Genomic DNA, 12,600 nt, shown 5'->3' on the forward strand with positions numbered 1-12,600 from the left:
AACTCCCGTCCACGGCGGGGAGAGGCCCCCTGCCGTTACCCCCGCAGTCTGCTCCCTGACGACCCCACCTGTCAGGAGGGAATCTCCCTCAGGCCGAGGGGGGCGGGAGGGGCTGCTGGGCCGGCGGGCCCTGCGGGTCGTGCTGCTGGCTCACCTGCGCGGCGCGGGCCTGCTCGGCCTCGCGCGCCCGCCGGACCTCCTCCTGGGCGGCCCGCATCGGGTCCATCCGGACGAGCAGCTCGCGCCCGCGCTGCACGTGCTTGTGCTCGCAGAGCACCTCGTACTTGGCCGCGACGACCTGGCTCACGGACGTGAAGTCGCGCTGACCGCGGGTGAGCCGGTACCCGACGGCGGCCCAGATCATGCCGAAGACCGCGCCGAACACGACGGTGCCGACGACGTTGAGGATGTTGAAGCCGCTCGGGTCGAACAGCGCGAAGATCGTGCCGACGAACAGGCCGAGCCAGGCACCGGACAGCGCACCCGCGCCGATGACGCGGCCGCGGGTCAGCCGGCCCGTGACCCGCTCGAGCTGCTTGAGGTCGGTGCCGACGATGAGCACGTCCTCGACGGGGAAGTCGTGGTCGGAGAGGTAGTCGACGGCCCCCTGCGCCTCCTCGTAGGAGTCGTAGAGCCCCAGCGACATGGGGTACTCGAGCGAGAGGGTGGCCCGGAGGCCCGGGCGCATGGGCTGCGTGCTCATGGCCCCATTATCCCCGCCCTCGCCCGCACGCTCGTCGCGGGATGCCGCGGGATGCCGCGGGCACCGGCGGGGCCTACCGGGCACCCGTCGCGCGAGCGGGCGGCGACGATCGGGGATGCTGGGTGGATGCGTCCGCGCCCGCAGCACCCAGCCCGAAGGGGCCGGCATCGCGCCGTCCGCCCGGCGCTCGTCGTCGGGCTCGCCATTGCACTGGTCGCCGGTGTGGCCGGAGCCGTCGTCGTCTGGCGCCCCGACGCGACGGGAGCGGGTGCCGGCGCCGCGGCACCCACCGCGGGCGGGCCGGCATCCGCACCGCCGTCCGCGGTGGCAACGGCGACGCCCACGGCCACGCCGACGAGCACTCCGACCGCGCGGGAGTCGGGGAGCGCACCCCGGGTGGGGCGGCTCACCGCTGCGGACCGGCACGCCCTGTCGGTCGCCGCGAGCCGCGCAGCGTTCCCCGACGGCGGCCCGGTGCCGGTCGCCTACCTCGTCGCCGACGACGCCCTCGACCTCGGCTGGGCCGCCGTCCCCGCCGCCGCCGCGCGCGGCGGGGTCGTGCTCCTCACGCGGGCGGACGGCCTGCCGGACACGACGGCGGCGGAGCTCGCGCGGCTCGCGCCGGCCGAGGTCGTCGTCGTCGGGGACGCCGGCTCCGTGTCCGACGAGGTCGTCGAGGGCGCCGCCGAGGCCCTGCGCGGCGGGCCTGGCCCGCGCGTCACCCGCGTCGACCACGGCGAGCCGGCCGCAGCCGCCCGCGCGATCACCCGGGCAGCCTTCCCCGGGGCCACCGCCGCCTGGGTGGCCGGGGCCGACCGGGGCGCGGACCTCGCCACCGCGGCTGCCGCCGCCGCCGGACGACGCTCGCCCCTCCTCGTCGTCGACGCGGGGTCGGCGGCCCCCGCTGCGGACGACGTGGCCCTGCTGCGCGGCCTCGGCGTCGAGGACGTCACCGTCGTCGGGGCCGCCGGCGACGCGGCCGGGACCGCGTCCGGGCTGGCACGGGCCCTGCCGTCCGGGGCCGTGGAGCGGGTCCTCGACGACGACCGCGCCGCCCGCGCCGCCGCGGCCCACGCCCGGGCCTGGCCGGGGGCGACGCCCGCGGCGGCCCTCCTCGCGACCCCGGACCGCCCGACCGACGCGTTCACCGGCGCGTTCGTCGCCGGCCGGTCCGGCGCCCCGCTCCTGTGGGCGCTGCCGTACTGCCTCCCCCTGGCGAGCCGGGATGCCGTCCTCGCGCCGACCGTCGCCCGGGTCACCGTCGTCGGGGGCGAGCGCACGCTCCGCAGCAGTGTCGCGCGCCTCGAGCGCTGCCGCAGCACCGAGGACCCCTCGAGCCCGTGGGTGCTCGTCAACAAGCGCACCGGCCTGTCCCCGGAGCGCTTCGCGCCGACCGACCTCGTCGTGCCGCCGATGCCGCACGCGAACGGCCAGCGGCTGCGGGCGGACGCCGCGACGGCGCTGGCCGAGATGGCGTCCGCGGCAGCCGACGCCGGGGTGGGCCGGGTCGGCATCGACACCGCGTTCCGCTCCTACGAGACCCAGGAGTCGCTCTACGCGCGGACGCTCGCGCGCCGGGGCCGGGCCTGGACCGACCGCTGGTACCTGCGGCCCGGGTTCAGCGAGCACCAGACCGGGCTCACCGTCGACCTGCTGCCGGTCGGCCACCCGACCTGCGCGATCAACGACTGCATCGACGAGACCCCCCAGGGCGAGTGGCTGGCCCGGAACTCGTGGCGCTTCGGCTACCTGCTGCGCTACGAGAAGGGCCGCACCCCCGTGACCGGGGTCGGCTTCGAGCCGTGGCACTTCCGGTTCGTCGGCACCGCCCTGGCCCGGGCGTACCACGAGGGCGGCTGGCGGTCCTACGAGGAGTTCCTCGGGCGGCCCGACGCGCCCACGTACTGACCGGCGGCCGGGTGGCCGACCCCGCGCCCGGCATCCCGCGCCCGGCATCCCGCCATGAGCGCGGAAGCGGTCGCTCGGCGACCTTCTCCGCACTCGCGCCGGGTCAGCGGGCCTTGTAGTCCTCGAGCAGGCGCCGGCCGATGATCATCTTCTGGATCTCCGCAGTGCCCTCGCCGATGAGGAGCATCGGTGCCTCGCGGTAGAGGCGCTCGATCTCGTACTCCTTGGAGTAGCCGTAGCCACCGTGGATGCGGAAGCTCTGCTCGACGACGTCGGCGCAGTTCTCCGACGCGAGGTACTTGGCCATGCCGGCCTCGAGGTCGTTGCGCTGCCCCGCGTCCTTGAGCCGCGCGGCCTTGACCATCATCTGGTGGCTCGCCTCGACCTTGGTCGCCATGTCGGCCAGCCGGAACAGGATGCCCTGGTGCTCGGCGATCTTCCTGCCGAACGTCTCACGCTGCTGGCTGTAGGCGATGCCGAGCTCGAAGGCCCGCCGGGACAGGCCGCAGGCGCGGGCGGCGACGTTGACGCGGCCCACCTCGACGCCGTCCATCATCTGGTAGAAGCCCTTGCCCGGCACCCCGCCGAGCACCTGGGCGTCGCTCGCGCGGTGGCCCTCCATGACGAGCTCGGTCGTGTCGACGCCCTTGTAGCCCATCTTCTCGATCTTGCCGGGGACCGTGATGCCCTGGGCGGTCTCCCCGAAGCCGGACTCCTTGTCGATGAGGAAGGCCGTCATGTTCTTGTACGGGCTGTCGCTCTCGCCGAGGTCGGTGCGCACGAGCACCGCGACGAGGTTGGACGACCCGCCGTTCGTCAGCCACATCTTCTGCCCGGTGAGCACCCACTCGTCCCCCTCGCGCACGGCCTTGGAGCGGATGGCGGCGACGTCGGAGCCCATGCCGGGCTCGGACATCGAGAACGCCCCGCGCACCTCGCCGGTCGCCATCCGCGGCAGGTAGCGCTGCTTCTGCTCCTCGGTGCCGTGCTGGATGATCATGTAGGCGACGATGAAGTGGGTGTTGATGATGCCGCTCACCGACATCCAGCCCCGGGCGATCTCCTCGACGACGAGCGCGTAGGTGAGCAGCGACTCCCCGAGCCCGCCGTACTCCTCGGGGATCATCAGCCCGAAGATCCCCATCTCCTTCATGCCCTCGACGATCTCCGTCGGGTACTCGTCGCGGTGCTCGAGCTCGGTGGCGACCGGCAGGATCTGCTCGTCGACGAACTCCCGCACGAGCTTGACGAGCTCGTGCTGCTCCTCGGTGAGGCCGTCCGTGGTCTGGAGTCGGGACACGCGTCATCGCCGCCTTCGGCTGGGGGGTGGGTCTGCCTCCCGAGTATGCCGCCGGGCCCGCGCCCGATGAACCGTGTGCCGGTGTGAGTCCTCCCACCCCGGCGGGCGGGCGGGCGTCGGCTGCCTGCGGAGCCACCCCCTCGACGGGGCCCGTCGCCCGGGCCACCATGGGGTCATGGCCGGCCTCGCGCGCACGTCCTCCCCCGACCCGGGGCCCGTCGGGCTGCCCCAAGTCGTCGGGGGACGGTTCCGCCCGGTCGTCGCGATGCGCCGGAACATGGTCGGCTACGCGGAGGGCATGTGGCGCGCGCACGGCGACGTCGTGCGGCAGGTCCTCGGGCCGCCCGGCCTGGACCGCGAGATCTGGATGCTGCACCACCCGGAGGCGGCGTCCCGGGTGCTGTCCGGGAGCTCGTGGCGGGCCTTCGCCAAGCAGGACCCCGTCTACGAGGAGGTCGGCCGCTGGCTCGGGCACGGCCTGCTCACCGCCGAGGGTGAGGCCTGGACGCGCCAGAAACGCTTCGTCCAGCCGGTGTTCACCAGGGCGGCGGTCGACGGGTACGGCGACCTCGTCGTCGACGAGGTGGAGCACGTCGTCGCGGACCACACGCGGGCGCTCGACGGCCCCGTCGACCTGGGCCGCTGGATGCAGGAGCTCGCCCTGCGGGTCGTCGTCCGGGCGCTCTTCGGCGAGTCCGCCGACGCCGTCGTCCCCCACGTGCGCCGGTCCTTCCCCGTGGTCTCCGACACCGTCGTCCGCCGCGGGGTGGGTGTCGTGCGCCTCCCGACCGCGGTGCCCACGCCGCGCATCCTGCGGGGCCGAGCGGCCCGGGCCGACCTCTTCGGCGCCTGCGACGGCATCGTCGCGGCCCGACGCGCCGCGGGGGACACCGGTGGCACCGACCTGCTCACCCGGCTCCTCGCGGCGCGTGACGGCGACGAGCACCTCACCGACGACGAGGTGCGCGACCAGGTGCTCGTGTTCCTCCTCGCCGGGCACGAGACGACCTCGACGGCCCTGACCTTCGCCCTCCACCTGCTCGGTCGCCACCCGGACGTGCAGGACGCCGTGCGCGAGGAGGTGCGCGAGGCGGTCGGCGACGGGCGGCCCTCGGCCGCGGCGACGGCATCCATGCCGCTGACGACCGCGGTGCTCAAGGAGACCATGCGGCTCTACCCGTCCGCACCGTTCGTCAGCCGGCTGGCGGTGGCCGACGACGAGGTCATGGGCCTGCCGGTGCGCGCCGGCACGACGGTCGTGCTCGCCCCGTGGACGATCCACCGCCACCCCGGCGTCTGGGACGACCCGCTCCGGTTCGACCCCGCGCGCTTCGCACCGGAGGTCGAGGCGGTGGCCCGGCGGCACCGCTACGCGTGGATGCCGTTCGGCGGCGGCCCGCGCGCGTGCATCGGCCAGCACTTCTCGGTCATGGAGGCCCTGCTCGCTCTCGCCGTGGTGCTGCGCGACCACCGCGTCACGGCGGTCGCCGCCACCGACCACCTGCCCGTCGACGCCCTCATCACGCTCTTCCCCACCGAGCCGGTGCTCGCCCGCGTCGAGCGCCTCCCCTGACCGACCCCCGGGGTTTCTCGGGTGACCCGGTAAACCGGTGGCGCGCGAGGGCGGGGGTGCGTCACGCTGGGAGGCGAGCGCACGGCATCCGTCGTGCCGCCCGTGCACCGGAACGAGAGAAGGAGGCCGTGATGTCGACGACCGTCCGGGTCCTCACCGACCCCATCCCTTCCTTCCTCGACCAGGAGCACACCCGTGGCACACCAGCCGTTCCACCTGCCGGAGAAGCAGGCCCTCTTCTCCGTCGACACCTCACCTGACGCCCCGCCCGAGGGCGAGCGCTGGTCCACCTGGGACGGCGCGACCCACGGCCCGAGGCCCCGGCCCGACTGGGTCGTCACTGACCTCGGCGCCGTCGAGAGCGACCTCGGCGTCCTCAAGACCGGCAAGGAGGCCGACGTCCACGTCCTGCGCCGCTGGGTGCCGGGCACCGCTCGGCTGAGCACGATGGCCGCCAAGCGCTACCGCGACGGCGACCACCGCCTCTTCCACCGCGACGCCGGCTACCTCGAGGGACGTCGCGTGCGCAAGAGCCGCGAGATGCGGGCCATGGCCACGCGCACGGACTTCGGCAAGCAGCTCATCGCGGGCCAGTGGGCGGCCGCCGAGTTCGACGCCCTCGGCCGGCTCTGGGAGCTCGACCTCCCGGTGCCCTACCCCGTGCAGCTCGACGAGCGCGAGATGCTCATGGAGTTCGTCGGCGACACCTCGGGCGCGACGCCGGTCGCCGCACCGCGGCTCGTCGCGACCCGCCCCGGGCCCGACCTGCTCGCCGAGCTGTTCGAGCAGCTGCGCTCGGCGATGCTCACGCTGGCGCACCACGGCTGGGCGCACGGTGACCTGTCGCCGTACAACGTCCTGCTCCACGAGGAGCGCCTCGTGCTCATCGACTGGCCGCAGGTCGTCGACGTCATCGGCAACCCGCGCGGGTTCGACTTCCTCGAGCGCGACGCGACGACGATGGCGACGTGGTTCACCCGCAAGGGGCTGCCGGTCGACGCCGGCGAGCTCGTCGGCGACCTCGTCGCGGAGGCGACGACCCGGTTCTGAGGCGGGGCGCACGGCATACGCTCGGTCGTATGCCGTCCGCCCACCTCGCGCTCGCCGCCCCCACGGTCCCGGACCCGATGCAGGCCCCGCCGATCCGGTGGGGCGTGCTCGGACCCGGCGGCATCGCCCACCGCTTCGCCGAGGCCGTCGCCCACGGCACGCGCTCGCGCGTCGTCGCCGTGGGCTCGCGGTCGGCCGAGCGAGCGGCGGCCTTCGCCGAGCGGCACGGGGTCACCCGGACCCACGGGTCGTACGCCGACCTCGTCGCCGACCCCGACGTGGATGCCGTGTACGTCGCGAGCCCGCACAGTGAGCACCGCGACCACGCGCTCCTCGCGCTGGGGGCGGGCCGGGCCGTGCTCGTCGAGAAGGCGTTCACCCGCAGCCTCGCGGAGGCCGACGAGGTGTTCGCGGCCGCCGCCGCGGGGCGGCTGCTCGCCGCGGAGGCGATGTGGAGCCGGTACCTGCCGACCTACGACGTCGTGCGCCGCACCGTCGAGGCGGGCACGCTCGGCGAGGTGCTCGTCGTCGAGGCCGAGCACGGGCAGCGGCTGTGGCCTGACGGGCCCGAGCGCCTCGCGCGCCCCGAGCTGGCCGGCGGCGCCCTGCTCGACCTCGGCGTCTACCCCGTCTCCTTCGCCGACCACGTGCTCGGCGGGCTGGCCGACGTGAGCGCCCGCGGCGTGCTCACCGACCTCGGGGTCGACGCGACGACGACGATCGACGCCCGCGGCCCCGCCGGGGAGCTCGCTCGGCTGTGGTGCACGATGGCCGGAGCCACCGCCTGCACCGCCCGGGTCGTCGGCACCCGGGCGCGCCTCGAGGTCGCGGGGCGGTTCTACGACGCGGGGAGCACGGTGCGGCTCGTCGCGGCGGACGGTGCGGTGCTCGACGAGTACCGCTCGGCGCCGGCCGGCCACGGCTTCCGCCACGAGGCGGCGGAGGTGGCCCTGGCGCTCGCCGAGGGCCGCCAGGAGACCCGGTCGATGCCGTGGGACGCCACCCGGCGGGTCATGGGCGTGCTCGACGAGGCACGCCGACAGGTGGGTGTCGCCTACCCGGGTGAGTGAGGCGGGCCGGGTGAGCCGGTGAGGATCAGCCGGTGAGGGCGGTGAGGAAGACGGACTGCAGGTCCTCGGGCCGCCCGGCGCTGTACGCCTTGCCCTTGGTCACCCGCGAGATGTTGCGCAGCGCCTTGGCGTCCGCGCCCGAGCCGAGGGCGATCGTGACGACCTCGACGGGCCGGGCCGGGTCGGCCCCGTCGACGAGCCGCGCGAGGGTCGTGTCGAGATCGGGGCTGCCGGGGTCCTCGTTCTTGCCGTCGCTGATGAGGACGACGGTGTTCGGGCCGGGCTGCCACGACGAGCGCACGGCGTCGACGGCGGCGAGCGTCGTCTCGTACAGCGCGGTGTCGTTGGCGGCGGTGATGCGCGGCACCGACGAGGCGATGCTGTCTCGCGCCGTACCCTGGCCGACCTTCCGGTTGAGCGGGCCGAGCGGAACGACCTGCACGTGGTCCGAACCCCGCTCCGAGCGCGAGAAGGTCCACAGCCCGACGGACGCCTCGTCGGCGAAGAAGGGGAGCGAGGCGAGGATGGACTCCTTGGCGACGTCGAGCCGGCTCTTGCCGGTCGTCCCGACCTCCTCCTTCATCGAGCCGGAGGTGTCGAGCACGACGAGGAGCGAGCCGCGGCGGTCCAGGGCCGTCCAGTTCTGCAGCGTCCGGGCGAGCACGTCCTGGCTCGGCTGGGCCGGGGTGTACCGGGGTTGGGTGGCGACGACCCCCGCGTCGGCGGTGACCCCCGAGTCGAGCCGGGCGGCCCTCCACCCCGCCGCCTGCAGCGCCGCCTGCGCGTCGCCGCGCACGACGTAGTCGGCGAAGGCCTCGGACGCCTGGCGCTGCTCGGGCGTGACCCAGTCGCCCTCGAGGCCGAGGACCGGCACCTCACTGACGACCCAGCCCTCGGTCGGGTAGATCGCCGCGACCTCGACGGCCGGCTTGCGCGCGTTGAAGGCGACGACCTCCTGCTCGGTCGCCGGCACGACCGGGAGGTCCTTGAGCGCCTCCGGCGCCGTCGCGCCGGACTCGCGCAGGGCCCCGAGGGCCCCCCCGAGGTCGCCCGTGGACCCCGACACCGCGTTGTGCGCGGTGACGAGGCGGCGGCGCAGCTCGTCGGTGGCCTCGGCGCCGATGGCGAGGTCGCGGTAGACCGCCACGGTCGAGCCCAGCCCGGCGGTCGAGGTGAGCGGGTTGGGCCACTCCAGGCGCATCCGGCCCCACTCGGGGTGCTGCTTGGCGGACCATCCCGCGGGGTCGGCGGCGAGGGCGCTCAGCTCACCCCACGACGGTTGCCTCTCGGGCCAGCCGAGGGCCTCGGCCATCGGTCGCGGCGCCGCGAAGACGACCGGGCTCGCCGCGACGACCGGGTAGGTGCGCGGCAGGACGTCGGCGACCCGGGGGTCGCGCGCCAGGACCGAGCGCCACAGCGAGGAGTCGGGCACCCACGTCGTCGGGGCCGACTCGGTGTCGCCGTCGAGGGCCCGGCCGACCGCTGCGGAGAACTCCTGCGGCGACGCGGTCGTGACCTCGGTCGTCGTGCACGGCATCCCGGCGCGTCCCTCGACCCACTCGTCGAAGTCGTCGGCGTGGTCCGCCAGGACCGCGGCGACCGGTGCCGACGCGCTGATCCGCAGCGGCGCGTCACCGGAGCACCCACCACCGGCGGCCTCGGCGCCGTCGCGGCTGGCGGCGAGGCCGATGCCCGCTCCGACCGCCACGACGGCGAGGACGGCGACGACCACCCAGGGCGTGCGGAAGCGCCGGGGTGCAGCGTGCCGGTGCCGACCCTGGGGGGGTCGCTCAGGTCGCGCGCCGTCGCTGGCGGGCACGGAAGATCCAGCCGTCATGGGGCGAGTGTGACGGACGAGTCACCCCGGGACAATGGGAATGTGTGGGATTTCTCGAAAGGTACCGCCGGAGAGTCTCCTGCGCGAGGGCCCCGGCGGCGTGTCGCGAGCCCTGGCGAACCGCACAGGTACGCGGGTGGAGGCCACTCAGCGGACGAGGACGCGGCTGCCGACCGGCATGAGGTCCGTGGCCCAGATCATGTTCATCGCGGCGTTGCTCAGGCGGGCGCAGCCGTGGGATGCCGGCCAGGGCGGGATGTTCGGCGAGCCGTGCACGGCGTAGCCGCGGTGGAAGAAGCGCGGCCTCCACAGCTGCCCGAGCGAGTTGGTCACCGGGCCGTCGACGGCGCGGTAGACGGTGAAGCTGCCGCGCGGCGTGACCGCGATCGCGCGGGTTCCCGACGTCGTCGTGTACTCCTCGCGGTTGCCGGTCGAGGTGTTGAGGACGGTGCGCACCGAGCCGCCACGAACGACGAGGAGCAGCTGCCGCTCGAGGTCGATCTCGACACCGTCCCCCGACAGCGTCGGGCGCGGACGCACCCCCTCGGCGAGCGCCGCGCGGGTCCGCGGCCCGACGACGCCGTCACGCCGGATGCCGGCCGCCTTCTGCAGGGCCCACACGGCCTGCTGGGTGAGCGATCCGAAGGAGCCGTCCGGCGTGCCCAGCCAGTAGCCGAGCCCGGTGAGCCGCCGCTGCAGCTCGAGGACCTCCGGCCCGCGGTCGCCGCGCACCAGGGTCGTGCGGGGAGGGCGGCTCGCCGAGGTGGAGGGGGTGGGGCTGCTCGGGGCCGCCGACGGCGGGGATGCGGGGCTCGGCGAGGGGCTCGGCGAACGAGGGGCCGTCGCCGAGGGGAACGGCGTGGCGGACCGGGTCGGGTCGGCCGAGGCGGGGGTCGGTGTGACCGGCGCACCGGCCCCGCCGGACGTCCACGTGCCGCCGAGCGCGCCACACCCCGCCAGCGCCACGACGGCAGCGACGGCCGCGGCCAGCGCGGCGAGCGGTGTCGCCGCGGTGCTGCGCCGGTGCCCTCTCATGTCGCCTCCTCCCGGCATCCCAGCACACGCGACGACGCGCGACGACGCCACCCGACGCGCCGGTTTGCGACCGACGGGTTGCGGCGACGGGCCGAGCCCCCGGTCAGCCGCGGGCGCGGATCGCCTCGTCGGTGGCGATGACCTGGCGGGCGATCTCGACGTGGAGGTGCTCGACCATGCGCCCCTCGTAGGTGACGACCCCGGTGCCGGCCCCGGCATCCCACGCGGCGACGATCCCGCGCGCCTGCGCGACCTCTTCCGTCGATGGAGCGAAGACCGCGTTGCACGGTTCCACCTGCCCGGGGTGGATGAGGGTCTTGCCGTCGAAGCCGAGGTCTCGGCCCTGACGGCACTCGGCCTCGAAGCCCTCGAGGTCGCGCACGTCGTTGTAGACGCCGTCGAGGATCGCCACCCCGGCCCGGCGCGCCGCGAGGAGGGCGAGCGACAGCGCCGTGACGAGGGGTTCCCGCCCCGGCACGTGGCGTGCGCCGAGCTCCTTGACGAGGTCGTTCGTGCCGATGACGAGTACAGCCAGCCGGGGTGACGCCGAGGCGATCTCGCTGACCGCGAGCACCGACCTCGGGGTCTCGACCATCGCCCACAGCCGGGTGCGCTCCGGGGCCCCGTGGCGCTCCATGGCCGCCACGAGGCCGAGCACCTCGTCGGCCGAGTCGACCTTCGGCACGACGATGCCGTCCGGGCCCGCCGCGCACGCGGCCGCGAGGTCGTCGTCGTGCCACCGGGTGCCGGCGCCGTTGACCCGGATCGTCACCTCGCGCTGACCGTACTCGCCCGATCGAGCTGCGGCACAGGCGTTCTCGCGCGCCGCCTCCTTGTGGTCGGGGGCGACGGCATCCTCGAGGTCGAGGATGAGCCCGTCGACGGGCAGCGCCTTCGCCTTCTCGAGGGCTCGCTCGTTGCTGCTCGGCATGTAGAGCACCGAGCGCCGCGGCCGGTATGCCGTCTCCCCGCTCATGCGTCGGCCTCCCCGCCCGCGGTGGTGGGCGAGGCGTACAGCTCGGCGAGCTCGGGGTCGTTGGCGGACAGCCGGTCGGCGAGCTCGAGGATGACGAGGCACTGCTTGAGGCTCGCGTCGTCCTCCATCTTGCCGTCGAGCATCACCGCCCCCGTGCCGTCGCCCATGGCCGCCCTGACCCGTCGCGCGTGCGCGACGTCCTCGGCGCTCGGGCTGAAGACCCTCTTGGCGATGGTGATCTGCGCGGGGTGGAGCGTCCACGTGCCGACGCAGCCGAGGAGGAAGGCGTTGCGGAACTGGTCCTCGCACGCGACGACGTCGGCGATGTCCCCGAAGGGGCCGTAGTACGGGAAGATCCCGTGCATGGCGCAGGCGTCGACCATGCGGGCGATCGTGTAGTGCCACAGGTCCTGCTGGTAGGTCGCGCGCTCCCCGGAGATGTCGCCGGCGACCGGGTCCTGGCGCACGAGGTAGCCGGGGTGCCCTCCCCCGACCCGGGTCGTCTTCATCCGGCGGTCGGCGGCCAGGTCGGCCGGACCGAGGCTGATGCCCTGCATGCGCGGGCTGGCACCGGCGATCGCCTCGACGTTCGCCACGCCACGGGCGGTCTCGAGGATCGCGTGGACGAGGATCGGGCGGGTCAGGCCGGCGCGGGCCTCGAGCTGGGCGAGGAGCCGGTCGACGTAGTGGATGTCCTCGGGGCCCTGCACCTTGGGCACCATGACGACGTCGAGCCGGTCGCCGACCTCGGTGACGAGGGTCGTGAGGTCGTCGAGCACCCAGGGTGAGTCGAGCGAGTTGACCCGGGTCCACAGCTGGGTGTGCTCCCCGACGTCGGTGGAGCGGGCGATCTCGACGAGGCCGGCGCGGGCGGCCTCCTTGTTCTCGGCCTTGACGGCGTCCTCGAGGTTGCCGAGGAGGACGTCGACCGAGCCGACGAGCTGGGGCACCTTGGAGGCCATCTTCGGGTTGCTCGGGTCGAAGAAGTGGATCATCCGGCTGGGCCGGGCGGGCACCTCCCGCAGCGGGGTCGGGGCCCCCACCGCGAGGGGCGTGAAGAAGTCCTTGGCGCTGCGCATGTGGGGGCCTCTCGTCGGCGGGAGCAGGTCTGCCGGGGACGCTAGCAGCGCCCCCGCCGGTGCCGTTGT

10 protein-coding genes are annotated in these 12,600 nt (G+C 74.7%); 4 read left to right on the forward strand and 6 right to left on the reverse strand.

Annotation, left to right across the window (positions count from 1 at the left end; genetic code table 11):
• Window positions 1–88 precede the first annotated feature (88 nt).
• Window positions 89–703, reverse strand: a complete 615-nt coding sequence (locus ABD899_RS16580; protein WP_345208024.1) for a YflT domain-containing protein — start codon at window positions 701–703, stop codon at window positions 89–91.
• A 126-nt stretch (window positions 704–829) separates the two neighbouring features.
• On the opposite strand from ABD899_RS16580, the gene ABD899_RS16585 reads away from it, so the two are divergent.
• Window positions 830–2,611, forward strand: coding sequence for a M15 family metallopeptidase (locus ABD899_RS16585; RefSeq protein ID WP_345208026.1), 1,782 nt, complete (start codon window positions 830–832; stop codon window positions 2,609–2,611).
• Window positions 2,612–2,714: 103 nt separating this feature from the next.
• On the opposite strand, the gene ABD899_RS16590 is transcribed toward ABD899_RS16585, so the two are convergent.
• Window positions 2,715–3,911, reverse strand: a complete 1,197-nt coding sequence (locus ABD899_RS16590; protein WP_345208028.1) for an acyl-CoA dehydrogenase family protein — start codon at window positions 3,909–3,911, stop codon at window positions 2,715–2,717.
• 175 nt (window positions 3,912–4,086) lie between these two features.
• Between ABD899_RS16590 and ABD899_RS16595 the strand changes: the two genes are divergently transcribed.
• The 3 genes from ABD899_RS16595 to ABD899_RS16605 all read left to right on the forward strand — a co-directional run bounded on the left by ABD899_RS16595 (window position 4,087) and on the right by ABD899_RS16605 (window position 7,604).
• Entirely contained in the window at window positions 4,087–5,484 is a 1,398-nt protein-coding gene (locus ABD899_RS16595; protein WP_345208030.1) for a cytochrome P450, read from the forward strand.
• 195 nt (window positions 5,485–5,679) lie between these two features.
• A complete protein-coding gene (locus ABD899_RS16600) occupies window positions 5,680–6,534 on the forward strand; it encodes a serine protein kinase RIO (protein WP_345208032.1) in 855 nt (284 codons plus the stop codon).
• 29 nt (window positions 6,535–6,563) lie between these two features.
• Window positions 6,564–7,604, forward strand: coding sequence for a Gfo/Idh/MocA family protein (locus tag ABD899_RS16605; protein WP_345208034.1), 1,041 nt, complete (start codon window positions 6,564–6,566; stop codon window positions 7,602–7,604).
• A gap of 25 nt (window positions 7,605–7,629) precedes the next feature.
• Here ABD899_RS16605 and ABD899_RS16610 read toward each other — a convergent pair whose 3' ends face one another.
• The 4 genes from ABD899_RS16610 to ABD899_RS16625 form a co-directional block, all read right to left on the reverse strand.
• Window positions 7,630–9,441: a substrate-binding domain-containing protein gene (locus ABD899_RS16610; RefSeq protein WP_345208036.1), complete on the reverse strand. Its 1,812-nt coding sequence runs from the start codon at window positions 9,439–9,441 to the stop codon at window positions 7,630–7,632.
• Window positions 9,442–9,588: 147 nt separating this feature from the next.
• A complete protein-coding gene (locus ABD899_RS16615; protein ID WP_345208038.1) occupies window positions 9,589–10,476 on the reverse strand; it encodes a L,D-transpeptidase family protein in 888 nt (295 codons plus the stop codon).
• A gap of 103 nt (window positions 10,477–10,579) precedes the next feature.
• Window positions 10,580–11,452, reverse strand: coding sequence for an HpcH/HpaI aldolase/citrate lyase family protein (locus ABD899_RS16620; RefSeq protein ID WP_345208040.1), 873 nt, complete (start codon window positions 11,450–11,452; stop codon window positions 10,580–10,582).
• Complete coding sequence (locus tag ABD899_RS16625; RefSeq protein ID WP_345208041.1) at window positions 11,449–12,531, reverse strand: HpcH/HpaI aldolase/citrate lyase family protein; 1,083 nt, start codon at window positions 12,529–12,531, stop codon at window positions 11,449–11,451. Before ABD899_RS16625 ends, ABD899_RS16620 begins: the two co-directional genes overlap by 4 nt.
• Window positions 12,532–12,600 lie beyond the last annotated feature (69 nt).

This window comes from Fodinibacter luteus, from assembly GCF_039541575.1.
Classification (GTDB): Bacteria; Actinomycetota; Actinomycetes; order Actinomycetales; family Dermatophilaceae; genus Fodinibacter; species Fodinibacter luteus.

Excerpts from the sequence above, each read along its gene's own strand:
- ABD899_RS16580 (WP_345208024.1), bottom strand. The coding sequence starts at position 703 with ATGAGCACGCAGCCCATGCGCCCGGGCCTCCGGGCCACCCTCTCGCTC.
- ABD899_RS16585 (WP_345208026.1), top strand. The coding sequence starts at position 830 with ATGCGTCCGCGCCCGCAGCACCCAGCCCGAAGGGGCCGGCATCGCGCC.
- ABD899_RS16595 (WP_345208030.1), top strand. The coding sequence starts at position 4,087 with ATGGCCGGCCTCGCGCGCACGTCCTCCCCCGACCCGGGGCCCGTCGGG.
- ABD899_RS16605 (WP_345208034.1), top strand. The coding sequence starts at position 6,564 with ATGCCGTCCGCCCACCTCGCGCTCGCCGCCCCCACGGTCCCGGACCCG.
- ABD899_RS16610 (WP_345208036.1), bottom strand. The coding sequence starts at position 9,441 with ATGACGGCTGGATCTTCCGTGCCCGCCAGCGACGGCGCGCGACCTGAG.
- ABD899_RS16615 (WP_345208038.1), bottom strand. The coding sequence starts at position 10,476 with ATGAGAGGGCACCGGCGCAGCACCGCGGCGACACCGCTCGCCGCGCTG.
- ABD899_RS16620 (WP_345208040.1), bottom strand. The coding sequence starts at position 11,452 with ATGAGCGGGGAGACGGCATACCGGCCGCGGCGCTCGGTGCTCTACATG.
- ABD899_RS16625 (WP_345208041.1), bottom strand. The coding sequence starts at position 12,531 with ATGCGCAGCGCCAAGGACTTCTTCACGCCCCTCGCGGTGGGGGCCCCG.